31 protein-coding genes are annotated in these 25451 nt (G+C 47.8%); 10 read left to right on the top strand and 21 right to left on the bottom strand.

Going from position 1 to position 25451, the window contains the following annotated elements; translation table 11 throughout:
• From M3630_RS31150 to M3630_RS09790, 3 genes are all read left to right on the top strand, one after another.
• Positions 1–90, top strand: a 90-nt coding sequence (locus M3630_RS31150) for an IS3 family transposase (protein ID WP_483298460.1), incomplete at its 5' end; no start/stop codon positions are given.
• Positions 91–297: 207 nt separating this feature from the next.
• Positions 298–1527 carry an MFS transporter gene (locus M3630_RS09795; RefSeq protein ID WP_251251950.1) on the top strand — a complete coding sequence of 410 codons (1230 nt, stop codon included), beginning with the start codon at positions 298–300 and terminating at the stop codon, positions 1525–1527.
• Positions 1528–1780: 253 nt separating this feature from the next.
• Entirely contained in the window at positions 1781–1936 is a 156-nt protein-coding gene (locus M3630_RS09790; RefSeq protein WP_173609382.1) for a hypothetical protein, read from the top strand.
• Positions 1937–2079: 143 nt separating this feature from the next.
• On the opposite strand, the gene M3630_RS09785 is transcribed toward M3630_RS09790, so the two are convergent.
• The 14 genes from M3630_RS09785 to M3630_RS09720 form a co-directional block, all read right to left on the bottom strand.
• Entirely contained in the window at positions 2080–3033 is a 954-nt protein-coding gene (locus M3630_RS09785) for an NADP-dependent oxidoreductase (protein WP_251251949.1), read from the bottom strand.
• A 13-nt stretch (positions 3034–3046) separates the two neighbouring features.
• Positions 3047–3376 carry a winged helix-turn-helix transcriptional regulator gene (locus M3630_RS09780; protein ID WP_173609384.1) on the bottom strand — a complete coding sequence of 110 codons (330 nt, stop codon included), beginning with the start codon at positions 3374–3376 and terminating at the stop codon, positions 3047–3049.
• Between the two features lie 27 nt (positions 3377–3403).
• Complete coding sequence (locus M3630_RS09775) at positions 3404–4378, bottom strand: LLM class oxidoreductase (protein WP_251251948.1); 975 nt, start codon at positions 4376–4378, stop codon at positions 3404–3406.
• Positions 4379–4458: 80 nt separating this feature from the next.
• The gene (locus M3630_RS09770; protein WP_251251947.1) at positions 4459–5670 is read right to left on the bottom strand and encodes an MFS transporter; all 1212 of its coding nucleotides are present in this window, start codon (positions 5668–5670) and stop codon (positions 4459–4461) included.
• 215 nt (positions 5671–5885) lie between these two features.
• Positions 5886–6512: a LysE family translocator gene (locus M3630_RS09765; protein ID WP_251251946.1), complete on the bottom strand. Its 627-nt coding sequence runs from the start codon at positions 6510–6512 to the stop codon at positions 5886–5888.
• Between the two features lie 80 nt (positions 6513–6592).
• Positions 6593–7936 carry a sensor histidine kinase gene (locus tag M3630_RS09760; protein ID WP_251251945.1) on the bottom strand — a complete coding sequence of 448 codons (1344 nt, stop codon included), beginning with the start codon at positions 7934–7936 and terminating at the stop codon, positions 6593–6595.
• Positions 7937–7943: 7 nt separating this feature from the next.
• The gene (locus tag M3630_RS09755; RefSeq protein WP_251251944.1) at positions 7944–8633 is read right to left on the bottom strand and encodes a response regulator transcription factor; all 690 of its coding nucleotides are present in this window, start codon (positions 8631–8633) and stop codon (positions 7944–7946) included.
• Positions 8634–8644: 11 nt separating this feature from the next.
• Positions 8645–9229, bottom strand: coding sequence for a TVP38/TMEM64 family protein (locus tag M3630_RS09750; protein WP_251251943.1), 585 nt, complete (start codon positions 9227–9229; stop codon positions 8645–8647).
• A gap of 126 nt (positions 9230–9355) precedes the next feature.
• Positions 9356–9850 carry a GyrI-like domain-containing protein gene (locus M3630_RS09745; RefSeq protein ID WP_251251942.1) on the bottom strand — a complete coding sequence of 165 codons (495 nt, stop codon included), beginning with the start codon at positions 9848–9850 and terminating at the stop codon, positions 9356–9358.
• 82 nt (positions 9851–9932) lie between these two features.
• Positions 9933–10862, bottom strand: a complete 930-nt coding sequence (locus M3630_RS09740; protein WP_251251941.1) for a helix-turn-helix transcriptional regulator — start codon at positions 10860–10862, stop codon at positions 9933–9935.
• Positions 10863–11237: 375 nt separating this feature from the next.
• Complete coding sequence (locus M3630_RS09735; protein WP_047069123.1) at positions 11238–11447, bottom strand: hypothetical protein; 210 nt, start codon at positions 11445–11447, stop codon at positions 11238–11240.
• 76 nt (positions 11448–11523) lie between these two features.
• Entirely contained in the window at positions 11524–12357 is an 834-nt protein-coding gene (gene eutC / locus M3630_RS09730; protein WP_251251940.1) for an ethanolamine ammonia-lyase subunit EutC, read from the bottom strand.
• 20 nt (positions 12358–12377) lie between these two features.
• Positions 12378–13739: an ethanolamine ammonia-lyase subunit EutB gene (locus M3630_RS09725; protein ID WP_251251939.1), complete on the bottom strand. Its 1362-nt coding sequence runs from the start codon at positions 13737–13739 to the stop codon at positions 12378–12380.
• Positions 13740–13878: 139 nt separating this feature from the next.
• Positions 13879–14253 carry a response regulator gene (locus M3630_RS09720; protein ID WP_173609395.1) on the bottom strand — a complete coding sequence of 125 codons (375 nt, stop codon included), beginning with the start codon at positions 14251–14253 and terminating at the stop codon, positions 13879–13881.
• 264 nt (positions 14254–14517) lie between these two features.
• On the opposite strand from M3630_RS09720, the gene M3630_RS09715 reads away from it, so the two are divergent.
• On the top strand, positions 14518–15573 hold the full coding sequence (locus tag M3630_RS09715; RefSeq protein WP_251251938.1) for a bifunctional transcriptional activator/DNA repair enzyme AdaA: 1056 nt from the start codon (positions 14518–14520) through the stop codon (positions 15571–15573).
• Between the two features lie 86 nt (positions 15574–15659).
• Here M3630_RS09715 and M3630_RS09710 read toward each other — a convergent pair whose 3' ends face one another.
• A complete protein-coding gene (locus tag M3630_RS09710; RefSeq protein WP_237900850.1) occupies positions 15660–16100 on the bottom strand; it encodes an Rrf2 family transcriptional regulator in 441 nt (146 codons plus the stop codon).
• 153 nt (positions 16101–16253) lie between these two features.
• On the opposite strand from M3630_RS09710, the gene M3630_RS09705 reads away from it, so the two are divergent.
• Positions 16254–17543, top strand: a complete 1290-nt coding sequence (locus tag M3630_RS09705) for an acyl-CoA thioesterase/bile acid-CoA:amino acid N-acyltransferase family protein (protein WP_251251937.1) — start codon at positions 16254–16256, stop codon at positions 17541–17543.
• Positions 17544–17617: 74 nt separating this feature from the next.
• Positions 17618–17956 (top strand): histidine triad nucleotide-binding protein, encoded by a 339-nt coding sequence (locus tag M3630_RS09700; RefSeq protein WP_007727375.1) that lies wholly within the window; start codon positions 17618–17620, stop codon positions 17954–17956.
• Positions 17957–17969: 13 nt separating this feature from the next.
• Here M3630_RS09700 and M3630_RS09695 read toward each other — a convergent pair whose 3' ends face one another.
• Positions 17970–18944, bottom strand: coding sequence for a YpdA family putative bacillithiol disulfide reductase (locus M3630_RS09695; protein ID WP_251251936.1), 975 nt, complete (start codon positions 18942–18944; stop codon positions 17970–17972).
• A 148-nt stretch (positions 18945–19092) separates the two neighbouring features.
• Here M3630_RS09695 and M3630_RS09690 point away from each other — a divergent pair, with 148 nt between their 5' ends.
• Complete coding sequence (locus M3630_RS09690) at positions 19093–20697, top strand: S-layer homology domain-containing protein (RefSeq protein WP_251251935.1); 1605 nt, start codon at positions 19093–19095, stop codon at positions 20695–20697.
• 77 nt (positions 20698–20774) lie between these two features.
• On the opposite strand, the gene M3630_RS09685 is transcribed toward M3630_RS09690, so the two are convergent.
• Positions 20775–20939: a hypothetical protein gene (locus M3630_RS09685; RefSeq protein ID WP_173609402.1), complete on the bottom strand. Its 165-nt coding sequence runs from the start codon at positions 20937–20939 to the stop codon at positions 20775–20777.
• 131 nt (positions 20940–21070) lie between these two features.
• Between M3630_RS09685 and M3630_RS09680 the strand changes: the two genes are divergently transcribed.
• The 3 genes from M3630_RS09680 (at position 21071) to M3630_RS09670 (ending at position 22383) form a co-directional block, all read left to right on the top strand.
• Positions 21071–21439: a hypothetical protein gene (locus tag M3630_RS09680; protein ID WP_047069110.1), complete on the top strand. Its 369-nt coding sequence runs from the start codon at positions 21071–21073 to the stop codon at positions 21437–21439.
• A 54-nt stretch (positions 21440–21493) separates the two neighbouring features.
• The gene (locus M3630_RS09675) at positions 21494–21721 is read left to right on the top strand and encodes a YozQ family protein (RefSeq protein ID WP_173609403.1); all 228 of its coding nucleotides are present in this window, start codon (positions 21494–21496) and stop codon (positions 21719–21721) included.
• A gap of 107 nt (positions 21722–21828) precedes the next feature.
• Positions 21829–22383, top strand: a complete 555-nt coding sequence (locus M3630_RS09670) for a spore coat protein (RefSeq protein ID WP_173609404.1) — start codon at positions 21829–21831, stop codon at positions 22381–22383.
• A gap of 107 nt (positions 22384–22490) precedes the next feature.
• Here M3630_RS09670 and M3630_RS09665 read toward each other — a convergent pair whose 3' ends face one another.
• From M3630_RS09665 to M3630_RS09650, 4 genes are all read right to left on the bottom strand, one after another.
• Complete coding sequence (locus M3630_RS09665) at positions 22491–22649, bottom strand: hypothetical protein (protein ID WP_251251934.1); 159 nt, start codon at positions 22647–22649, stop codon at positions 22491–22493.
• 36 nt (positions 22650–22685) lie between these two features.
• Complete coding sequence (locus tag M3630_RS09660; RefSeq protein WP_173628647.1) at positions 22686–23021, bottom strand: hypothetical protein; 336 nt, start codon at positions 23019–23021, stop codon at positions 22686–22688.
• Between the two features lie 134 nt (positions 23022–23155).
• Positions 23156–24118 (bottom strand): L-threonine 3-dehydrogenase, encoded by a 963-nt coding sequence (locus M3630_RS09655; protein WP_056493081.1) that lies wholly within the window; start codon positions 24116–24118, stop codon positions 23156–23158.
• On the bottom strand, positions 24115–25308 hold the full coding sequence (locus M3630_RS09650; RefSeq protein ID WP_088907339.1) for a glycine C-acetyltransferase: 1194 nt from the start codon (positions 25306–25308) through the stop codon (positions 24115–24117). The genes M3630_RS09655 and M3630_RS09650 overlap by 4 nt, the downstream gene beginning before the upstream one ends.
• Positions 25309–25451 lie beyond the last annotated feature (143 nt).

Here is a 25451-nt window from a genome sequence, read left to right as displayed (position 1 = left end):
GAAAATTACATCTGTTTTTATAACCAAGATCGAATTCAGGAAAAATTGAACTACCTGTCTCCATACGAGTATGGGAAACAGGTAGCCTAGGTGCTTTTTCAACGTCTCATTAATTAGGGTCAGTCCATCTCTTGTCGTTAGGGGATTTTCTTTTGTCCGAATGAAGTCAAGTTTTCCTCTTATTTCATTTTTGCAATAGTCCGATCATATTTCCGAATTGGTCAGCATCATTTTGCAGTGCTAGAATGATCAATAACAATATTCCTGCTTTTTAACTGCAAAGGTTGTGACAGAAAGATGGAATTTTCTTGGAAACGTAATTTGATTGTGTTATGGATTGGGGTATTTTTCTGTAGCACCGCCTACTCCATCTCGATCCCTTTCCTGCCCATCTTCCTCCATACTTCACTGGGGGTCAATGAGCATCTGGAAGCCTGGTCCGGTATTTCGTTTGGCATCACATTTTTGGCAAGTGCACTTATTTCGCCATTTTGGGGCTCGCTTGCGGACAAATATGGACGAAAGCCAATGTTGATTCGGTCTGGATTTAGCCTCGCTTTGCTGTATTTTTTGACGTATTTGATTACGGACCCTTATTTGTTTCTTGTGTTACGGATCTTCCAGGGTTTGCTTGCCGGCTACGTACCTGCCGCCATTGCGCTGGTAGCGACGAATACACCAGAAAAAAACGTCGGGTATGCACTGGGGATTATGGCGACTTCGGGAGCAACAGGAGGAATCATCGGTCCGTTGGTTGGCGGTGTCGTCAGTCACGTATGGGGAAACGCAGAAGCTTTTATTTTTTCTGGATTTGTCGTCCTCGTAGCAGCGCTGATCGCTACTTTCTTCGTGAAGGAAACGAACTTCAACCGCTCCGGCAGTCGATCTAGTGTACGAGAAGATTTGCGGGCTGCGATGGCAAACCGGCCTTTGATGTCCATATTAGGTATGAGCCTGATGGTCACGATTTCCGTTATGCTTCTTGAGCCTTTGTTAACCGTGTATGTTATGCAATTGGGCACTTCGCAACAAGACGCATCCCTCAGCTCCGGCATCATTTTTGCGGCGGTGGGCATCGCAACCGTCATTGCAGCTCCACAATGGGGAAAGCTCGGGTCAAAGGTTGGCTATTCCAAAATCTTGTTCATCGGCTTAATGGGTGGAGCGATCGGAAATTTACTGCAATTTTTCTTCACCAATCTGTATGGATTTGGCATTTTGCGCTTCGCGTACGGACTGTTTTTTGCCGCTGTTTATCCGTCGATCAATGCCATGATTGTAAAAGTCACAGAACCAGAATTTCGCGGCAGAGCGTTTAGCCTGAACCAATCCTCGACGCAGCTCGCTACAATGATGGGACCGATCATTGGCGGCGTTCTCGGAGGACTCATCCCGATTCGCTTTGTTTTTATCATCAATGGTATCGCGCTATTGATTACTGCCATCATGATTCGATCCAAACGATCACAATTGGCCGGACAGCCGTTGAAGCAGCAGACAACGGAGCGCCAGCTAGCAACGAAGTAACGTGTATAGCATATTCACAAGCGTAAACTCCCTCTCATGCGTACAGGTGAACACCTTGCGTTGACAGAAGGGAGTTTTTTCACGTGATCCCGCCTTTCCTTCCACGATTGTATTCGCTACAATAGTAGGTATCCAGAGTGCGGACAGAAAATTCCGACAACCAAAAAGTCAAATTACATACGCCATGGAACGACCCGCATATTCCGATTTGACGAAACCACTCATTTTGTCTGAGGAAAGGGGTAACACGTACATGTCGGGGAAAACGGTGATTTTGCTTGTTCTGATCATTATTGGGCTAATCTGTATCAATCTGTTTGTGTCCAACGGTTTCATTCGACTGCTTGCCATCGCAGGAATTTTAGGGATTACCTTTGTCCTGCAGGGGGCCGTGATTCGAAGGAGATGAAGCTGACGATTACCAGCGAAGGCGATTTAGACTAGACCGTAACGCTGGCTTTATCATGAAAACAACAGCGGGCTCGGTTGAAAACGATACTCCTAGCCCGCCGCTGTTCCATTCGCGCAACCTACTCGTGCTCTTTCTCCCTTTCATGATCGGACGAGCACAATCTTCCCACGCACTCTACCCGTTTGACTAAAGAGATGCGCATCGCGAACCCCCTCAATCGTCATTGGATATATCTTCGTCAAAAACGGCTTTACATGTTTGGCTTCCACTAGCTCACGAATACGATTCATGTTTGTCCCATCTGGACGCGTAAACACAAAAGTAACATCCAGCTCTCGTTCTTTCTCAAACGCATCCGCGAACGAAGGTTTCTTGGCATCGCGCTCGCTGATAATGGTGGCCACTCTTCCTTGCTGCTTCATCAATCTTATAGCTTCTCCGTACGCTTCTCCACCCAACGTGTCCAGCATGAATGTAAATTGCGCAGAGGTATGAAGTGCTCCCTGGTCATACACGATGGCTTCATCTGCTCCCAGCTCACGGACATAATCGCTGTTTTTGGAGCTCGTTGTTGTTGCCACATAGGCACCTAGCGCTTTTGCTAGCTGGATCGCCATGGAACCGATCCCGCCGCTCCCCCCCAACACAAGGACTTTTTCTCCCGCTTGTACCTTCCCTACCTCCACCAATGCCTGCCAAACCGTTAGTCCAACCAGCGGAAGTGAAGCCGCTTCTGCATACGACAAACCACGTGGCATCGGGGCTACGATATTCGCCGGAACGACCATTTCATCTGCGTATGTCCCTTCCCTTTCCAACTCCGGACGAAAGAAGACATCATCCCCGATATGAAAATCCTGCACATTCGTACCAACAGCCTTTACCGTGCCCGCCGCATCCCACCCTAAAATAAGTGGCAGTTCAAAAGGAAAATCTGCTTGCAGCAGACCTTCCCGCACCTTCCAATCGACAGGATTTACCCCGCTCGCTTTTATTGAAATGAGCATATCGTCCGGTCCGATCGGCTTTGTTGGCAGTTCAATTTCTGTTAGCTGTTGGATGTCGCCGTATTGCTTGATGCCAATTCCTCTCATCGAACTTCCCCTTTCATTCGGCTATTTTTTGCAATTGGTTTTCGATGTGACTCTCTCCCCATTCACACATGACATCTAAGACCTTCGAAAGTGTCTTGCCGTACTCGGTCAATTCATATTCGACGCGTGGGGGAACCTGCTGATACACATTGCGGGTAATGATGTTGTCCGCTTCCAATTCTCGCAGTTGCTGCGTTAACATTTTTTGCGTGATGGCAGGCATTGCGCGTTTCAATTCGCTTGTCCGCTTTGTCCCTTTTGCCAACAAACAGAGGATTACTACTTTCCATTTCCCTCCAATGACTTCCAATGTTGCCTCTACAGGGATATTGTATTTTTGCATGTCCTCCCCTCCTCATAAAAGATGTTGTCAAACCTGCTCCGGTGTATCGATATGGGCCGGGAAATATGGAAGTACTTCTTGTCCAAGCTCATCGATGACCTCGTCAATAGGACGCTGGCTAGGGAACAAGGCGAAGAACAAATGATTGACGCCGACCTCTTGATACATGGCCAACAGTTCTATAAGCATCTTTCTTCCGACCCGGTACCCTAATCGAATCGGCGTGACCGACTCATCCGGGTTTTCTGCAAGATCCAGATGAAGAGGCTGAATAAACGGCTTGAATACACCTGGATGATATTTCTGGACAAGCTCTCTCCATTCCTGGATGGCATGTGCTTGGTTGTATGGGTCACGCGGATAATAAATCCACCCATCTCCGTTTTGCGCAAACCAGTCCATCGTTTGTTGACTATACCCCGTGATAAAAGTAGGAATGGGCGCAGTCGATTTAGGCACCAGATTCGCTCCATTAATCATACCGTATGGAGAGTTGATTTTTGGGAAATCCTCTGCCATGACCTTCTGCAAGTAGTCGTAGCCATCACGAAACAGCTCTGCACGCTGTTCATGCGCCACATTCAATCCATGAAAATCTGCCCGTCTGTCTCCTGAAGAAATCCCCATCATCAAACGTTGGGGAAACAAATTTTCGATGGTCGCTGTCTCTTTTGCCACTCGCAACGGATGACGCAGTGGAAGCACGATACTCGAGGTACCGAAAGCAATTTTTTTGGTTTGCGCAGCCAAATAGGTTAAATAAATCATCATGTCATAAATTTGCCCGGTTGCGGGGTCACCAAAAGCGGGGTCCTGCAAAATCACATCGCGCAGCCAGATTCCGGTAAAGCCGTAGTCTTCTGCCGCTTGAACGAGTTCAACCTGTCGCTCCATTATCGGTGCTTCCCATTCGTATGCCTCCAGCGGAATGTGAAATCCCAAGGTCATTCTCCCTTCTTGGAACATTCGCTGAAAACCATAGTGACCGTCGAATTTGCTCATCGATGCTCTCTCCTCACGTGATGTTTTTGAAAACCAACGGCGGACACAGTGCTTTCATCATATCCGCCGTCTTTGTACAATTAGCGACGAGCTTTTTCCAGCTTACTGCTGATCACCGTCAGTAATGCTGCACCTAACACCATCACTCCGCCGACCCATGGTGTATGAATTAGTCCAATGGTATCGACGATGATTCCTCCCACGAACGCTCCTATCGCAATGCCAAGATTGAATGCCGCAATGTTAATGGCAGAAGCTACATCAACAGCACTTGGCACGTATTTTTCAGCCAGCTGCACGACATATACTTGTAAGCCTGGTACGTTCATAAAGGCCAAGAGGCCCATCAGCATAATCGTGAGGGTTCCCCCCCATTTGAAAGACGCAGTAAACGTGAGAATGACCAAAATGATCGCCTGAATGATAAACATCCAACGCAGCGCTTTTATCGGATTCTTGTCGGCCGCTTTTCCTCCGACCGTATTTCCAATCGCTACCGCAATCCCATAGACGAGCAGAATCAGACTGACGGCACTCGCCTGATAACCTGTGATTTCTTCCAGAATCGGACCTAAGAATGTAAAGGTTACGAAGGTACCGCCGTAGCCAAGAGCCGTAATCGCAAAGACAAGTAACAATGGCAAATTTGTGATTATTTTCACTTGGTCTTTAATGGAAGCAGGCTTAGCTTTTTTCAAATTGCTTGGTACCAGAATCGCTGTCGAGATAAGTGCAATTACACCAAGAATGGCCACTCCCCAAAAAGTCGCTCTCCATCCAAACATTTGTCCAATAAACGTTCCCAAAGGTACGCCTGTAACAGTTGCGACAGTCAGACCCGTAAACATGGTAGCAATCGCACTGGCGCGCTTGTTTTCTGGCACCAGATCGGCTGCAATCGTCGAACCGATGGAGAAAAATACCCCATGAGAAAACGCGGTAAAGAAACGGGCAATGATTAAAAGTGTAAAACTACTCGACAAGGCTGCCGCGCTGTTTCCGACAACAAAGACAATCATCAAAAGCATGAGTAGCGCTTTGCGTGGAATTCGACTTGTGAGTGCTGTAATAATCGGCGCTCCAATAGCTACCCCTAATGCATATCCAGAAATAAGAAGTCCTGCTAAGGTAATGGTTACTTCCAAATCCTGTGCGACTGTAGACAACAAACCGACGATAACAAATTCAGTAGTCCCGATACCGAATGCGCTGATTGCGAGAGCAAGTAAAGCAAGAGTGGAGTTTTTGGCACCAGTTGCTTGCTGCTTCACATTGGATGTAATTGTGCTCATCTGAGTTGTATCCTCCCTTAATTTTTCTTGCCGTTCACAAAGCAGGGCCCTTACTTATCATGATTGGCGAATATGTTGGTTCTGAATGCTATTATGTCTCATGCCTCACTTGGTAGGAAGTACGTACTTTCAAGTATCATAGGCACTAAAAAGTACCTAATAGCCGTAAACATGCAATAAAAAAGCCGGGAAGACTGTCTTCCCGACTCATTTCTTTATCTTTCATGCAGTGCTACTTTTAAGCCCAATAAGATGTAAACAGAACCTACGATCTTGCCACTCCAGCGACCCAGCCAGGAAATTCGCTTCACCATATGCCCAAGTGGTCTGATGCTGATCGCAATCAATGCGGTGTAAAAGAACCCCAAGATAGCGAATATCAGTCCCAGGACAAGGAATTGGTAAATGGCTCCCCCACGCTCCGGATGTACGAATTGTGGCAGAAACGCCAGAAAGAACAACGCCGTCTTCGGATTCAAAACTTCTGCGAGGATAGCTTGCCCATACGATTGCAGCGGAGCCAACGGTGTTACTTTTGGCAGCTCTGGGTCAGATGGTTTTTCAAGCATGGCCCGAACACCTAAATAGACCAAATAAGCCGCTCCCGCAAATTTTACGAGATTGAATGCCCATGCAGATGTCATCAATATCGCGGACAAGCCGACTGCAGCAAAAATCGTATGAATGAAATCGCCTGTAGCAATGCCCAGCCCAGCCATTATCCCTGCTTTACGTCCTCCCTGGACGGTACGCGTCGCAGTTAACAGAACAGCGGGTCCCGGAATTAAAAAGAGGCCGATCACAACAGCCAAAAATGCTCCCATGGTAGTCCAATCAAACATGTGCTCTCCCTCTTTGTATCGAATATTCAAATTCTCTTCCTATGATAAACGATGTGCTGGGAGAACGATACGGGTTTGGCTTACTTTTCGCCTTCATGAGCTGACGGAAACAAAATCGTGATGGTCGTTCCCTCTCCCACTCTGCTATCCAACGAGATGATTCCCTTGTGCGCCTCCACAATCCCTTTCACAATCGTCAACCCCAATCCTGCTCCACCGCGTTCCCTTGCTCGCGAGCGATCTCCCCGATAAAAACGCTCAAATACGTACGGGAGATCCTTTTGGTCGATACCCGTGCCGTTGTCCTTTACTTGCAACCGGACCATCGTACTCGGTTTGTCCACTGTAACTACGACTTCTCCACCCGCTGGAGTATACTTGCAGGCATTCGTCAACAAATTGGCCACGATTTGCGCCAGTCGCTGCCTGTCCCCTTTGATCCAGGCAACGTGATCTCCTTTGAAGTGAAAATTCACTTGCGCACGGGCAAACGTCGCACTCATCGACTCGGTGACTTCTATGACAACCTCACGCAGTTCCACCTCTTCACTGCGCATTTGCAAGGAGCCCGACTCCACCTGGATCACCTGATCTAAATCGCGGACGAGACAGCTCAACCGCAGTACCTCAGACCTCGTGCTTTCGAGATTTTTGGGAGTCGCTTCCCATATGCCATCAATCATCCCCTCTACTTGCGCCAACAAGGTGTTCAACGGAGTTCGCAATTCATGGGCAATATCGGAGGTCAGTCGCTTGCGCAGCTCCTCCTGATGCTCAAGACTTTGGACCAGGTTGTTAAAGGCAGCGACCAATGACGTAACTTCATCCTTGCCACGAGGTTCCGGTACACGTATCGACAGATTGCCTCGCGCGACTCGTTGTGCTGCGGTACTCACTTGTACGACAGGACGTACCATAGTCCGGGCGAGTGGTATGCTGATGATAATGACCAGGATAAGCAGCACAGCCATTGTCCACAATGTTGTGTTTTTATGCGCCCATTGAAAATGACTTTCCAATGTCATATACGCACTGCGATCATCATGGCTAATCACCAGTTGCCCGATCATGACTCCCTTACTGACAAGGGGAATCTTGTCTACACTGTAATTGCTCGTATGGACTGGCCGCTTGCCCCATTCGTTTTGTACTTGTTGCTGTTGATCGAGGAGTGTGATATGCAATCCCAAGACCTCAGAAACCGCTTCAAGCTTATGATAGGCTTCCGCTCCCCAGCCTTGATTGTCCTGATACGCCTGGAGTGCGACACGCGATATTTCCTGGTTATGCTGATTCCTCACTTCATTGGCATACATGGAAAAATGAACATCCATTTCCTTTACGGACAACAACGAGGAAAAAAGAACAGCGCAAGCACCGACTGTCATGATCACAAAGGCGAGCTTTACCCAAATATGCTTCATTATGGCCTCACTTCTTCATGGGATCGTCAAAGCGATAGCCCAATCCATACACCGTCTTGATATACTCTGGTTGCTTCGGGTCTGCCTCTATCTTTTGGCGAAGATTTTTGATATGCGTATCAATGGTTCGATCGTATCCATCGAAATCAAAGCCCATGACCTCACGCACGAGTTCCTCCCTGCCCCACGTCCTCCCCGGATAACGGACAAGCGTTGTGAGCAAGCGGTATTCATTTGGCGTAACCTCCAAAGCGACTCCCTTTCTCATGACTCTCTTCTCATTCATTGATATGGTCAAGTCGCCCACTTCAACGAAATCGGAGAGTGTTGAATAATCGCCCGCACGACGCATAACGGCTCGAACACGGGCTACAAGTTCTCTCGGGCTAAAAGGCTTGATTAAATAGTCATCAGCGCCAATCGTAAGCCCGCGAATCCGATCCGCCTCTCCACTTTTCGCTGTTAGCATCAAAATCGGGACACGCGACTCTTTGCGAATTTGGACGCAGACTTCTTCCCCACTCAAATCAGGAAGCATCAGATCCAAAATGATACAGGTCAATGAAATCGTCGTGGCCATTTCGACTGCTTCCTTGCCTGTTTGGGCGGTCAGGACATGATAGCCTTCCTTTTGCAGATAGGAGGACAATATTTCTAAGATTTGCGGCTCATCATCGACTAGCAAAATGGTAGACATGTAAATCCTCCCTACTCCTCTTGTGTTTGATCCTTTCCATTTTTCCAGAAAAGTAAAAAGACGAGAGCGCCTGCCAGCAAGGCAAAGAGCAAGCGAAACTTGTTTTCACCAAAAGTAATCAGATCATGACCGACGAATGTTTCAAAAACCATCGACGGCACTTTTCCTAGCAAAGTCGCCACCAAAAATTGCACGAAGGTGATATTCGTCATAGCCGCGCCTAAATTGATTACACCCGAAGGCATCAGCGGATTTATCCGGAGCAAAACGATGGCAAGGCACTTGCGAAAACTCGTCGTTCCATTGATGGTATGTACCCATTTGAATGATTTTAGCTTTTCGCTTCGATCTGCTTTTTTGATCGTGTAGCGGTAAAGAAAGAAGGCTATGCAAGCCCCAACCACCTCTCCCGTTAAGGAAATCAAGAACCCTCCGTACAAGCCGAACACGACTGCGTTCGCACCCGATAAAAAAATGGACGGCAATACACCCGCCACACTGATCACGATGTTCAATAAAATACTACCGACAATCCCCAGCATCCCCAAAGAGCGAATCCACTCTGCCAGGGCTTCTATATTGGTTATCCAATCCATTCGTCTGTATGACTCCCCTCTGCCACTCTTCCTCTAGAGTAAACGAAACTTGTGAAGAAATCATGGAAAAAAGCAAAACAGTCGTAGCCTGATCGACTACGACTGCATGGATGAGATGCTGCACTATTATTCTTCTGCGATCGCGATGTACAAATCCACTTGTGCGTTGTTGGGATCAGCGCAGCGCACTCCGTCATATCGTTCGAAATCTCCGGTAAATGTCCGCTTGTTCCCCGGTTGATGGGACCACTCCCACACCTTCGCCCAGGTCTCCATCACAACCTCTACCATCGGTCCTACGCGAGTCGTAAATACAGCGTAAGTAGAAGCCGGCAGGGTCTTGACTGTAAGCTCAGCAGGAAGCTCACCGTTTTTTTCTACAACGGTTCCTACTAACAAGGAGTACTCACCGGTCTCGTCACTGTCGTAATCGGAGTACACCCCCAGAACAACACCCGGCTCTTTTTGATGGGGAGTTTTGAAGGGATGCTCTTCTTGATAATAGCGCTGCCATAGTCCCCCAATTTTCGCATTCGGTCCGCACTCCGCCTCATTGGTTGTCCGAATTTGCAAGCCTGCTACACGCATTTCATCCAGTTTGACAATCGTTGGGTTCATCATTATCCACGCTCCTGTATGAGTTTGTTTACATGACTCAGTATAACGACCATACCCTGACAACTATCTGTCAACGTTCCAACGTTTATTCATAAAGTTTCGTCATTCTTTTTACCGTGTCCCCAATTCTCTGTCTAACATACGCAGGTTCATGTACACACAAGGCATCGCCAAAGCTAAGCAGCATACCATTTAACCATTCATCGTCTGTCATCATCGTCCGTACGAGCAAGGAGCCATCCTGCATGGTCTCTATCGCTTCTGTCCCAAACATATCTCGTACCCTTACATGCACACGCGGAGCAAATTCAAGGACAAGAGAAATACGCTCTGCCGTATCCCATGATTCGAGCCATTCCAGTTTGTCTATTTGATACGGGCGCGGGGAGAACTCCTCTGTCAGCACGGACATGTCTGCAATCCGTGACAAGCGAAACAGACGATCCTCCTGCCGCTGTAAACAATAGCCATACACATACCACACATAGCCTTTGATAATCAGTGTGACAGGCTCAATGATGCGCTCTGTCGCATCGCCTTGCATTTTCGTATAAGTGATTCGCACACGATGTCTCTTCTCGATGGCTTCCCGCAGCTTGTTTACTTTTTCGGCAATCGCAGGTGTACTACCCCATGGATTAAAGTCATAAACAACGGGATGTGAACTTCCTTGCAGTGAGGATGGTGCAGTGGTGAGCAACGCTTTTATTTTTTCCAGAAGCTGTCCGATTTGCTTGTCGTCTGTAGAGGAATGAACCCCTTTTAACGCAGCGATTACCGCGACCAGCTCGTCCAAGGATAAATATTGCCGATCGATCGTAAAATTCTCCATGATCTCGTATCCGCCGCTTGCCCCAGGGTACGCGACGATCGGAATGCCGGCTGCATTAATGGTTTCCAAATCCCGATAGACTGTACGCAAGGATACTTCAAAGTGGTCGGATAGTTCACGAGCGCTCACACGACGCTTATTCAACAGCATGATGACAATAGCGAGTAGCCGTTCTACCTTCATGAACGCCTCCATTTTTTTGAGTCAACATAGTGGAGGAGAAGAAAAAGCACAGTTCTCTTCGACTCTGACACGCCAGCATGGGGGATTGACTGGACGTCTCCACTTCAAAAAGTGGACCATCGAGCCAAAGCCACCCTACGGGCGGAAGTTTCTCAGAGGAGAAGTGTTCGACAAGCATGGTCCCCTTCTTGAAGTTCCGACTGGGTAGGCGTTGTCAAGGTCTACGAGCCCTGTGCTTTTTCTTCTCGCCAGCTTAGATGGTTCATCGATACCTTTTAAAAATTTGAAGATCACTCCCGTATGAATGATCATACAAAAAAGGAATCTGCAGCCTAAAGTTGCTGCACATTCCTTTTTGCCTTGCTTCATTCGAAACTATACGCCCATACGTCTGCGTTGATTGTTTGGTTTTTTGGTGAGCTGGCTTTTCATCGTTTGATTTTTCGCCTTTTGATTCAATGGGTTATTGGCCTGTGCTTGCGCTTGTTTCTTCTCTGCCAGTTTGCGCTTCATCGCCTCTTGCAGGCTGATCTTCCCAGGCTTTTGCTCTGTGGTTTCTTTTTCGTTTTGGTTTGGCTCCGTCATGCGTAGCAACTCCTCATAGAAATTGGTTATCTTCTATGTATTCTAGTGCAAGACAGGAGGAAGCGCCAGTGGGAATCTACCCGTTAATCGCCCGAAGCTGTGATAATTTTACTCCACTCGCCTGGTACTTCAAAATTTCCTCCAAAAGCTCTGCAAGGTAAGCACCTGCCTCAATCGGAAGCGTGCCACCCTTATGAATATTAGAAATAACCGTACGATCCGATTCTACCGTATTGGCATCCGGTTTGTAAATCATGTAAGCACTGAGACTTTCTGCCGTCGCAAGCCCCGGTCGCTCCCCGATCAAGGAAATGACGACCTTGCAATTGACGATGGACGCGACCTGGTCCTGAATCCAAACGCGACCCTTGTGAATAAACACTGGTTTCCCAACGCTGATGTTTCGCATGGACAGACCCTGCATCAATGCAGGCAAGAGATCTGGAATGGTCGCCTCACATGCAGACGTGCTCAGCCCGTCCGAGATGACGATTTGCACATCTTTGTTTTTATCCCCATTCTCCTCCAGCCAGCGAGCGGACTCATCTGATAGCATCCGTCCGGAGTCGAGGTTCATTAAATACTCTTCCATGCTCGTCGCTCTTGAATGGAGGACAGGTAGCTGCAGACTCTCGATCAGCTCTGGACTGATCGTTTTCATGACCGCATCGCGTGCTGCTGCTTGATCAATCCGAAATTGGAGGTAGCTTCCCGTCTTCATTCGGGTACCCGCACGCCCGATTCCGATGCGAGCCGGCGTTCGTTTCATCGCTAGCTCCAATGCTTCTGGATTGTTTGGGTTCTTGACTCCGCATTGCTTTTGCTCAGGAAAATGAATAACTCCTTGGCCTTTTTTGGACAGCTCATCGATTACGCGCTGGACCAAGTCTTCCATATTGATCTGTTTCATCTTGCTTCCCTCCCCGCTCGTTAGTCAAAAATGGTTAAATCGCCTGCGCGCTCTGTCAAACGACCATTTTCCATAAGGCCCATTTTTTCCATCCATTTCTCAAATTCCCGGAGAGGTCGCAGTCCCAAGAGCTCACGGTAGCTGGCGTCATCGTGATAGCTCGTGTCCTGGTAACTGAGCATGACATCGTCCCCACCTGGTACGCCCATATAAAAATTCGCCCCTGCCAAGGTCGTCAGCATCCCTGCAATCTCCTGGTCATTCTGATCCGCGTACATGTGGTTCGTATAAGTCGGAGCGATTCCCATCGGCAAACCATGCAGCTTGCCCATGAACAAGTCCTCCAGATCGGCACGAATCATCTGTTTGCCATCATAGAGTGTTTCTGGTCCAATAAAGCCAGAAACGTTATTGACCATAAACGGCTTCCAGTGACGGCAAAAACCGTACGTACGCGCTTCCAGCGTCTGCATATCGACACCTTCATGGGAGTCCAGCGACACTTCGGAGCCTTGCCCTGTCTCAAAATACATGACGTTTGGTCCCGAAGCTGTGCCTTTTCGGAGCATCAAATCCATTGCCTCATCCAAAATCTCCTTGTTTACGCCAAACGCATCATTCGCTCGTTGTGAGCCTGCCAGACTTTGGAACATCAGAGAAATGGGCGCTCCGCCGCGAAGAGCCTGCATCTGAGTCGTGATGTGAGCCAGTACGCAGTTTTGCGTAGGAATTTCCCACTTTTGCATGAAATCATGTGTCATTTTCAAGAGCTTGGTAACGCTTTCAACGGAATCATTATTGGGGTTAATTCCAATGACAGCGTCGCCTGATCCATAGGACAAGCCTTCCTTCATCGAAGCCAAAATGCCATCAGGATCATCGATTGGGTGATTCGGCTGGCAGCGGAACGCCAGTCTTCCCGGCTCGCCAATGAGTGTGTTGCAGTAAGCTTGATGCTTCATTTTTTGTGAAGCCATAACCAGGTCAATGCTGGACATCAGCTTCGCCGTAGCGGAAATCATCTCGCTGGTCAGCCCACGACTAATTCGTGTCAGCTCAGGCATTCCTGTGGAAAACGACAAGATGTACTCCCGCAGCTCCCCTACTGTCCAATTTTTGATCTCATCGTAAATGGAGAGATTGATATCATCATAAATGATCCGCGTCACTTCGTCTTTTTCGTACGGAATGACGGGATTTTCATATATATCACGCAGTTGCATTTCACTTAATACGACTTTGGCCGCCATCCGCTCCAGTGCGGAATTGGCTGCTAGTTTACTCATGTGATCGCCAGACTTTTCTTCACTGGCTTTTGCCAATACATCACGAACCGAAGTAAACTGGTAATGCTGTTTACGTACAACGCAAGCCAATTTCATCTCTAGCTTCACTCACTTTCTTTTCAAATTTCCGTAAACTCTATCTAAATAGAACGAAAAAAAGCGCTTCGAAACATAAGACGAAATGCTCGCCTTGGTCCAAGCGCCGTTGCTCTTCATACGATTCACTTTTTTGCGTTCATTGTTTACCCGCAAGCACGAACTCCACTGCCGGTAGCAGTTCTTCCTCCATGACGGGTTTGACCAGATAGGCACATATCCCTTTTGCTTTGGCTTGCATGACCATGTCCTTTTGACTGTAAGCAGTCAAGAGAAGGATAGCCGCGTCCGAATGCTCTCGGATAATCCCAGTCGCTGTCAAACCATCCATAATTGGCATTTTCACATCCATAATAATGAGATGCGGGTTCCACATTTGCGTCAATCGAACGGCCTCTTTGCCGTTTTTTCCTTCAGCTACGACGTTATATCCCTGCTCTTGCAACATCTCGACCAGGTCCATACGTGTTATGGGGTCGTCGTCTATGATGATGACTCGATAATGCTGACGCAATACTCCACCTCCCGATCACCAGTGAACGGACGTGCCAACTACTCTTCATTCAATACGCAACCGACGCCGTTGTCGGTTTCTTGCCTATTTCTGAATACTTTTATTATATCTATATTTTCAGGCTAATTCCAGCTTAAATCCTGTCCAGCCTTCGCCCTCATGACTTCATAGTGAAGGAACAAGAAAAAATCAATGTACGATTTTCGGCTGCAGTCGTTTTTGGCGAGCGGTAAAATGAAAACATAAAAATGGAGGGGGAACCGAATGATAACGGCCGAGATGAAGTCCGAGTATTATCAGGCGTTACTGGATAAAAATTCTGAATATGAAGGTGTCTTTTTTGTTGGAGTCAAGACAACTGGCGTATTCTGTCGCCCGACATGTCCAGCAAGAAAACCTAAGTTTGTTAATTGTGAGTTTTTTGATCATGCCAAACAAGCACTCCTGGCTTCGTTCCGGCCCTGCCAACGCTGCCGTCCACTTTCACATCCCAATCATGTCTCAGAGCTCGTTCGTCTGCTAGTAAACGCTGTAGAAGAGAACCCCGAGCAGCGCTGGACGGAAAAAGACTTTCAAAGATTATCCGTGGACGCTGCAACAGCGCGACGCCAATTCAAAAAACGTTTTGGCATGACGTTCGTCGAGTATGCAAGGGCGCGGCGTATGGGGATTGCACTAAAAGAAATCAGAGAAGGAAAAGCCATCATCGATGCCCAACTATCCACCGGTTACGAGTCCAGCAGTGGTTTTCGAGACGCATTTTCACGAATCATGGGGGCAGCCCCTACTCTTCTCGGAGATCATCATATCTTAAAGGCATCTTGGCTGGATACGCGACTCGGTCCCATGATAGCAATCGCGGATGAAGAAGCGCTGTATTTACTTGAATTCATTGATCGCCGCGGCTTGGAACGAGAAGTTGAACGTCTTAGACAAAGAACGAAGTCAGCGATTATCCCTGGTTCCACAGCGCCAATCCGTTCCATTGAACGTGAGTTAGAGGAGTATTTTGACGGAAAGCTCACACAATTTGCAACGCCTTTGTTTTTGTGCGGATCGCCTTTTCAAAGGATGGTCTGGGAGCAGTTACAATCGATCCCCCCCGGTCAAACTTCATCCTATTCTGAGGTTGCAGCAGCAATTGGGAAACCAAGTGCCTTTCGTGCTGTCGCGCAAGCAAATGGCGCGAATCAGTTAGCGATTGTCATTCCTTGTCACCGGGTCATCAACTCCAATGGTGATTTGGGAGGTTACGGAGGAGGACTTTCGCGCAAACGCTGGCTGCTTCATCATGAAAAAGAAACACCCCACCCCATTTGACCTGGATTCATGAAATATTTGAAAACTGGATGCGGGCACTCCTTTCTCGTAAAAATGCCCTCGCTTACGCAAGGGCATTTTTATTCTTACTGCGCTTTTTCGGTTATTTTTTGACGCAGGTTATCTACGAGCTCGGACATTTTCACTCCGCCCAAAATATCCTCCATGGCATTCTGCGCACGGGTCAAAATCAACTCCAGCACAAACTGTATATTCGCTCCCACTGGACAATCGGGGTTCGGTTGCTCATGGATGTGAAAAAGTTGCCCTTCCTCCACGACATCTACTGCACGGTAAATCTCAAGAAGTGTGATTTGATCCAATTCCTTGGCGAGAGACGCGCCGCCAGCTCCGGCACGTACGTTCACGAGCCCAGCCTTCTTCAACAGCCCCAGTACACGTCGGATCACGACCGGATTTGTATTCACACTACCTGCGATCCATTCGGAAGTGCAATGCGAATTCGAATCAATGGAAAGCAGTGATAAGATGTGAACCGCAATAGAGAACCGGCTGCTGATTTTCATACGTAGTCACCCTTTCGTTGTAATGATTATAGTTACACCACAGACGAGAAGTCAAGTTAACCATACCGTCACATTTCTTCCCGGCGAACTTTTATTCATCTACTATAATGACTGTGTCAAGTGTTCCCGTAATCTGGAAGGAGTGTTGACAAAATGATGCTTCCACAAATTGAAGTTACGCCTGCGACAGCCTTAATAGATGTTCCTGTCCATATCACGCTGAGCGGGTTTATCCCCAATCAATTATTCACCCTTCATGCCACTCTGAAAAATGGGTTGCCTGGAGGAGATTTGACTGCATCATCACATGCTATATTCCAAGCAGACGAAAATGGCTCGGTGGATTTGGTTTCCCAAGCTCCTTTATTTGGTACTTATGAGGGAATTGATCCGATGGGGCTTTTCTGGTCGATGAATGTCCAAACCATGCGCTTTTATCATGCCTATTCTCTGGACGACTTTCAGTTCACCCCACGCTCCACTGAGATTGAATTAACGGCAGAGGTCTACGATAAACCCGTAGCGAAAGCCGTTGTGAAACGTATTTTTATCTCTCGTGACGTATCGATACAGAAAGTGACAGACAACGGGCTAGTCGGTCTGTATTTCTCAAAACCTCACACGGAGCAAAGACCCGCCATTGTCGTACTTGGTGGAAGCGAAGGTGGAAGCGGTTCCTGTTCACAATTCGCAGCTTTGTTCGCCTCTCACGGCTATCCGGCGCTAGCACTCGCTTACTTCCAATGCAATGATCTTCCTGACGATATCCGCCAGATCCCGATCGAATATGTTCAGCGAGCCATTCATTGGCTACAGCAGCAGCCCGCCGTACACCCTGAGAAAATCACGTTATTCGGACGTTCCAAAGGAGCAGAATTGGCATTAGTCACAGCATCGCTCGAGCAACATGTACATGCTGTTATTGCTTCAAGTCCCAGTTCTACAGTTAGTATCGGTACAGATAAAGCATTCACTGGATCAGATACGTTCTCCCCACAATCCTCTTGGTCATTTCAAGGAGAGCCTCTTCCATTCGTGCCATGGACAGAGGAGCAGACAAAAGTCTCGCAGGAGCGGCTCGACGCTGGTCAACGTATTGATCATATCCATGCCGAAGCATGGGCTGCTTGTGAGCGGTTAGAAGATGCCGATATTCCGGTGGAAAAAATCAATGGTCCGATCCTCTTCCTCTCCTCGGATGACGATCACTGGTGGCCAGCAGCAGAGCATTGCGAGCAAATGGTCGAGCGGTTAAAAAACCATCAGTTTGCTCATTCGGTACTGCACTTGCGTTACGCGGATACAGGACACGGGATCCGCTTTCCTTACATACCGACGACCCGTACACAGCTCAATGGTGGTACGCCCAAAAACAACGCCTACGCATCTGAGCACTCCTGGCGTGAGGTTCTTCAGTTTTTGGAACAGACTTTTCCAGAGTAAAAAACAGGGAAAGCCTACTCGCATGACGAAGTAGGCATTACGATCTATCATTATTAGAAAGGATGTATCGCCCTATGGACTGCCTATTTTGCAAAATTGTAAACGGAGACATTCCATCTAAAAAAGTGTATGAGGACGAGCATGTATTGGCATTTCATGACATTAATCCTGTTGCCCCTGTTCACGTCCTGATGATTCCGAAAAAGCATATTCAATCCGTTCTGGCTATCGAGCCTGAGGACAAGGAGCTGATCGGTCACCTCCATCTATCCCTGCAAAAAGTGGCAGAAACAATGGGCGTGAACGAGGATGGCTTCCGAATCGTAACCAACATTGGCAAGCATGGACAACAAACCGTCTTCCATCTGCACTACCACCTCATCGGAGGCAGACAATTAGAGTGGCAGTTCTAATCAATAGCAGCTACTACTCCTTATGAGAGGCAATGTGGCGGGCGATTCCTTCACCATGAAACCTTCCATTTTCAATAAAAATGGCGTTCGCGTGATGGCCCGCCGCAATGACTCCCGCTATATAGAGTCCTGGGATGTTCGTCTCCATTGTCTCTGGATGATGCGCTGGAATTCCCGTTTCCTCGTCAATCATAACTCCTAGTGAATGAAGGAAGGTACGATCCGGACGGTATCCAATCAAAGAAAACACATGGTCATTGGCAAGCGTAATGACTTCCTCCCCTGTTTTCACCTTGATGGAACGCTCCTCAATGCTCTCGACTGTTGCACCGAACAGCATCTGGATGCGTCCTTTTTTGATCAGACTCTCAAAAACAGGTCTTGTCCATGCCTTGACCTTATCAGATAGCTCCGTTCGGCGGCAAATCACCGTAACTTCTGCTCCAGCCCGCTCCAGTTCCATTGCCGCGTCAACAGCAGAGTTGTTTCCCCCTACTACCGCTACTGCAAGCCCAGTGTACGGATGTGCTTCCTTGTAGAAGGACGAAACCTTCGGCAACTCCTCACCTGGTACATGTAGTCGATTCGGATTGTCAAAGTAACCTGTGGCGATCACCAAGTTTTTCGCTTCGTACGTATGTGTTTTGGCGAATCGGTCTGTGGTCGTGATTTGAAAGCCAGCTGGCGTCTTCTTCGCACCTGTCACCGTTTCATATACGTTCACGCGCAATTTTTCTCGTGCTGCTACCAATCTATAGTAATTGAGTGCCTCCTGTCTGGTCGGCTTGTCGTTCGCCGTTGCAAAAGGCACACCTCCGATTTCCAGTAAATCAGGTGTGCTATGAAAAATCATATAGGTCGGGTAGCGATAAATCGAATGGACAAGCGCCCCTTTTTCAATAATGATGGGATCAAGTCCAGCTCGCTTGCAGGCTATTGCCGCTGCCAGTCCACAAGGCCCACCGCCTACAATCAGTACGTCTTCCATTTCTCTCCGCCTCGCTTTATTCTCTCTATTCTTATTCCTCCATCATATCATATCGCGTATACAACAAAAGAGTTCCCCCGCACTCCTGCAAGGTTTCTACCAAAATCTGACCAATGAAAGAATGGTTCTCTCTCCTTATACTGGATGTATGATGAAAAAACAAAACATACATATCTGGTTAGTCTCCTTTGCTTTTCTGGTGTACGGTCTCTCTTTTGCCATAGGAGTCCCTGCATCCACAGCATCGACGAAAAATTTAAAAGATATCGCAAACAGCTATGCGAAAGAGCAAATCCGTTCGCTACAGGCGGCAGGTGTCATCGCTGGGGATGAAAACGGGTATTTTCACCCAACTCGCCCGGTGACGCGTGCTGAGTTTGTTGCGATGCTCACACGCACGCTCGGTATTAAGCCGGTGGCCAGCAACGTCGCAGCCTATTCGGATGTCCCAAAAAACTCTTGGACATACGGGTACGTACAAGCTGCTGCTGGACTTAACATTGCGAATGGCATCGGCCCTACTACTTTTGCTCCGAAGCGGACGATCTCTCGCGAAGAGGCCGCTGCGTTTCTCGTACGCGCACTGGAGCAGAGCATTTCTCCTTCCTACCAGTTGTCCGTGAAGGATGCCCATGCGATTTCCAGCTGGGCACGGGCCTCAGTCAGCCACGCCATAGAGAAAAAATGGTTGGTTGGCTACAACGGCTACTTCCGTCCGACTCAAGCACTTTCGAGAGAAGAAACGGCTGTTATTTTGTATCGAATTCAGGAGAATCTCAAGAAGCAGAACGTTACAGCAAAACCGCTCGTCTCTCTCGGATGGCAATACCAATCCACGACAGAGGAGTTCATTGCACAGGTCAAAACAAGCGGAGTCAACACGCTATCTCCACGTTGGTACTTCCTACAAAAAGACGGAACGATTAGCGACTTGACGGATGCTTCACTCGTCCATTGGGCGCAGGCAAATGGCAAGCAGGTGTGGCCTCTATTCGGAAATAAATTCGATCCCGACGCTACTCACGCCATGCTGTCCGATCCCAATAAACGAAAAGCAACCGTGCAAAAGCTTTCTTCCTACATTGAACAGTACCAGCTAGATGGGATTAACATCGATTTTGAAGGGTTCTCTCCTGCGGATCGCAACAACTTCACCTTGTTTATCCAGGAGCTCGCGACTGCTCTTCACGCAAAAGGTGCTGTTCTATCTGTAGATATACCGCCTGATGGTGATTCAGACTGGAGTGATCCTTTCGATTTTGCTAAATTAGCAAAATATGCGGATTATTTGGTAGTAATGGCCTATGAAGAGCATTGGGTAGGCGGTTCAGAAGCAGGCTCCGTGGCATCCTTGCCTTGGTTTACGAAAGTCATTACCGACCTGCTTGACGAGGTTCCGACCCAAAAGCTGATCGCCGGAATGCCTCTTTATACACGCGACTGGTACCAATCGAATGGGTCATTGAAATCGACAGATATCAGCATCCCTCAGTCATACCAGTTACTCTCGCAATACAGAGCAAAAACAGTCTGGGACGACAAAGTTGGACAATACCGTTCGACGTATCAAAAGCAAGGCGTCACACACACGATTTGGCTGGAAGAAAGCCGTTCGATTGGGCTTAAGGCTCAGGCTAGTCTGCAATGGCAAATTGGTGGACTGGCGTACTGGTACGTTGGCTCTGAATCACCTGATATGTGGACAGCCATTGCCAATTCGATCACCCTCAAACATGCACGTGAAAAACTGTAAGAATCATGCAAGAAGCGCCCTCGTCCGGCTATAGCCGTGGCAGAGGCGCTTCTTTTTGTTAGGCTAGGCAAATCCTCCTAGTAAGTTCCTGATGAGCCTGCGCCTCCAGGATGTTTTGGCGCCTCGACAACTTCGTCCTTCGCCGCTTTTCGCGTCTCAAATAAATCGGTGCTTCCTGCTGCGTGCGTCCCCAGTACTTTCAGTTCTTTATTTTCCACTTCCTGATTGTTTTGTTCAGTCAATTGCGATCCCTCCAGCATGCAAGTTAGCAGTAGTTTGCCTCCTTTAAACGATTATTAGACAATCTTTGGTGTTCTGCATGGGATTGCCCTCCTTTCTTCATACTGAAAGGGAGCAGAAGGAGGAAAGATTCTTGTCGGATATTTTGATGAGCCCTGAATTAAAAAGAAAAACAGAGGAAGCTATCCAAGGTCTCACTTTCACGAAAAATTTCCGTTCTGCAACAGCCGAGGAATGGTATCTGTTTTTGCCGGGATATCGAGATCCGCAGACAGAAGGGGCTTGCGGGAAAGTATTTATTCATTACGACTTGATTGGAAATCGGGATGTGTTTATCAACACCACCGTGATTTTCGATGACCCAAAGCTGCATGACCCTACTCTGCATCCGCTGGTCTACGCAGTGGTAGATGAGACAGTTAATCGTTTGGTGGGTTATGCAAATACATTGCTTTCGGTACATGCAGGCTTCAATTCGTACTCGGCTGAATACGTAAGCTAGCACCACTTTGCAAAATGTCCGTTGGATTATCATTTAACTTCAGGAGGGAACACGATGAAAAACAACGATGAAGATTTGCTTAAAGCTGCCGAGGAGGTCGCCGACAAAACGTACGACCCGTCCTTTTATAAAAGTGAATCGTTGACAGAGCAAGGACTCGCCATTACACACGAACAAGTCAGTGACAACTACATGGAAGGTACAAACGACGGAAAAATCGATGAAAATGCTGGACAAAAAAATATCGAGATACCACGCACTGGCTACGAAAACATGTTTTAGATCCCGGTTGACATCCCCTTTCCCCACTTTTTTCCTGAATATCCATTGATTCTATACAAACACTATCAAAGGTTGACAGTAACCCAATTCAATTTCAGGAGGCCATTATGCAACGATTTGCTGCTCATGAGTTTTTGGAAACACAAGAAGCACTCCGCTCCAAACACGCCGCGATTGAAATGCACGGTGTACTTGCCGAGATGGCACAGGACCCTCAATTAACAGGCATCATTAACAGACATCAGCAATTAATCATGAACGCCTATCAGCAAGGGATTAGCCTCTTGCAAGGAAAAGGTTTCAACATTGCACCAGCTCCTATTCAATTGCGTGTAGCACAACCTACAGCAGTTGGTCTTAATAACCCGCAGATGGCTGCTCCCAACCCACACCCGACCCGCTTGTCAGATATGACAATTGCTACCCTCATGCTGAACTGGCATAAAGCGGGTTCGGCAATTGGCATGCTTTGGGCGGCTGAGTGCGTTGATCCAGGAATCCGGCAATATCACGTAAATGGTGCAAATGCTTGCCAGCAAATGGCTTATGAAACCTGGCAATACATGAATGCCAAAGGCTACTACCAAGCTCCGCAGCTTGCCGATCACACGATGAACACGATGATTAACGCTTACCAGCCCCAACAGCAAATGCTCCTGTAAGCCAAAAAACCGTCCTCGTTTGGACGGTTTTCATATTATGCGTGTCATGGCTTCTTGGAATAAGAAAAACCTTCCCGCTTCCGGGAGGTTTTATTTGTTACGATGTGTCAGCGATCTCGAACGGTCTCTGTATTATTAGACCAGCCCCAGCTTTCTATTGCTTGTTCCTCAGGACTACTGGCCTTCGCATCCTGTAGATTTTGGATGACCTGTCCTTCTTCGTCGTGCTTCGAATGGTTGCCATGTAGGTTTTTTTGCTTGTCCATGGCTCTCCCCCTCTCTTTTTCGTTGGATTGAGCTAGCTACTCTGGAGAATACCCCTCGGATTCGTTCAGCAAGCCCTCATACTGGGTAATGGCTGAAATCAAATCTGGATGAGTATCTCTATTTGTCTCAGCGAGCTTTTTCAGATCGAAATACACTTCTGATAATCGAAATAGAGGGTTGTTACGCTCAGAATCACCACTCGTTGCAGAATGTGTCACTACCCCATTCGTTTGCAAATAGAAGGTTTCTGCGGGGACATTTTCAATATCCTGCTTCACCTCTTTTATCACAGCCTGCAACCGTTCTGGCATCATATCGTTGTGTTTCTCGAATTTTTCAATAATCGTAAGGATGTAATCCTTTTTGCTCATCGATCTCGTTCATCCTTTCCTCCAAGCATCCTTTGTTAATGTGCCCATAGAACAGGAAAGGCATTCAAAAAAAACTGCCACCTCTCTCGCATCTCGCACAAGAAGAAGTGGCAGTTTTCCTTTTCTCTATTCGTTTATCCGACTTGCTGGAGCAACTTTCCCCGCAGTTTTGCGAGCATGTCCTCTGTCATTTTGTCCAAGTCGTACTCCGCTTTGAAGCCCCACTCTTGCATGGCAGCCGTAGCATCAATCGAGTTCGGCCAGCTATTGGCAATCGCCTGACGAACAGGGTCGACTTCATAAGAGAGCGTAAACTCAGGAATGTGTTTGCGAATCGCTGCTGCTACATCTTCTGGCTCAATGCTCATCGCAGTTACGTTGAACGCATTGCGGTGAATGAGCTTGGAGGCATCCGCTTCCATCAGGGAAACAATCGCATTCAGCGCATCAGGCATATACATCATATCCATGTACGTGCCTTTGCCGATGTAAGACGTATACGCCCCATGCTGAATCGCCTTGTAGTAAATGTCAACTGCATAGTCGGTCGTACCACCGCCCGGAGGCGCTACATACGAGATCAGACCTGGGAAGCGTACACCGCGCGTATCTACCCCAAATTTTTGATAATAGTAATCGCAAAGCAACTCACCGGAAACTTTATTTACACCATACATGGTCGTAGGGCGTTGAATCGTGTCCTGTGGCGTGTTGTCCTTCGGGGTAGTCGGACCAAATGCACCAATCGAGCTCGGCGTAAAGAACTGGCAGTTCAACTCACGCGCTGCTTCCAGAGCGTTTACCAACCCGCCCATATTCAAGTTCCACGCCAAGAGAGGCTTTGCTTCTGCTGTTGCAGACAACAAGGCAGCCAAATGCATGATCGTATCCACGCCATGTTTCTTCGCCAGTTCAAACATCCGGTTCCCGTCTGTGACATCAAGAACTTCGAATGGACCCGATTGCACCACAGGATCGTCTTCGTTTTTCCGGATATCTGTAGCGATGACTTGATCCGCTCCGTAAATATCGCGTAATTTCATGATGAGCTCAGAACCAATTTGTCCTAACGCCCCGGTTACCAGAATTTTTTTCATTTCAGGATCCCCATTTCTTTCCCAACTTTTTCGTAGATGCTAAGGGCACGATCCAGCATTTCCTTGCTATGCGCCGCTGTTGGCATATTCCGTACACGACCAGTTCCTTTTGGTACAGTCGGGAACACGATCGCTTTCGCGTACACGCCTTCTTCATACAGTCGCTTGCTGAACTCCTGGGTTTGCTGTTCGTCTCCGATAATGCAAGGAGTGATAGGCGTTTCGCTCTCCCCGATGTTGAAGCCGAGTTCTTTCAAGCCTTTTTTGAGGTAGTGTCCGTTATCCCACAGCTTGTCGTGCAGCTCAGTGCTGTTCATCAAAATATCGATAGCCGCAATCGAAGCAGCCACGTCCGCTGGCGTCAGCGAGGTCGAGAACAGGAACGGTCTGCTGCGTACTTTGAGCCAGTCGATCAGCTCTTGGCGTCCCGCAACATAACCGCCGACTACCCCAATTGCTTTGGAAAGTGTGCCGATCTGGAAGTCGATTTTATCCGACAGGCCAAAATGCTTAACCGTTCCTGCGCCTTTGCCGAGAACACCAGAGCCGTGGGCATCGTCTACATACGTAATCAAGTCATATTCTTCGGCTACCTCTACGATTTCCGGCAGCTTGGCAACATCGCCATCCATCGAAAATACGCCGTCAGTAATGACCATCAGCTTTTTATATTTGCCGGATTCTTTCGCTTCCTTCGCTTTCGCACGCAGGTCATCGATATCGGAGTGGTTTACACGGATAATTTGCGCACGAGACAGGCGGCATCCGTCAATAATGGAAGCGTGGTTCAACTCGTCAGAAAGAATCGCATCGTCCTTGTCCATGACAGCAGAGATCGCTGCCATGTTGCAGTTAAAGCCCGATTGGTAAGCGATTGCAGCTTCCGTATGCTTGAAGGCAGCGAGCTTTTCTTCCAGCTTCACATGCAAGTCCAAGGTACCATTGATTGTGCGCACAGCCCCTGCTCCTACGCCGTATTTGCTCGCTGCTGCAATCGCAGCGTCCACAAGGCGTTGGTCAGTAGCCAGGCCCAGATAGTTATTGGAGGAGAGGTTGATCAGTTCTTTTCCTGCAATCGTAATGACAGGACCATTTGCGCTTTGCAAAGGATCAATGACGTTGTACAGTCCCTTGCTCTTCAAATCTGCCAAATTTTCATGTAAAAAGTGTTCAAGTGTTTTGCTCGCCAACGAGAATCCCTCCATTATTCAGCCATCGATTAGTAAGTTCCACAAAAACAATTGTTCACGCTGTATGGACATATCATTTTGATAAAATTCGCATAAAATCAACTTAATCTACAGACATTTTACCACCATTTACTTAAAACGTC

The organism is Brevibacillus sp. MER 51 (genome assembly GCF_023714195.1).
Lineage (GTDB): Bacteria > Bacillota > Bacilli > Brevibacillales > Brevibacillaceae > Brevibacillus.
The sequence above is the reverse complement of the archived record's forward strand: the minus strand, read 5'-3'. Positions and strand labels throughout refer to the sequence as shown.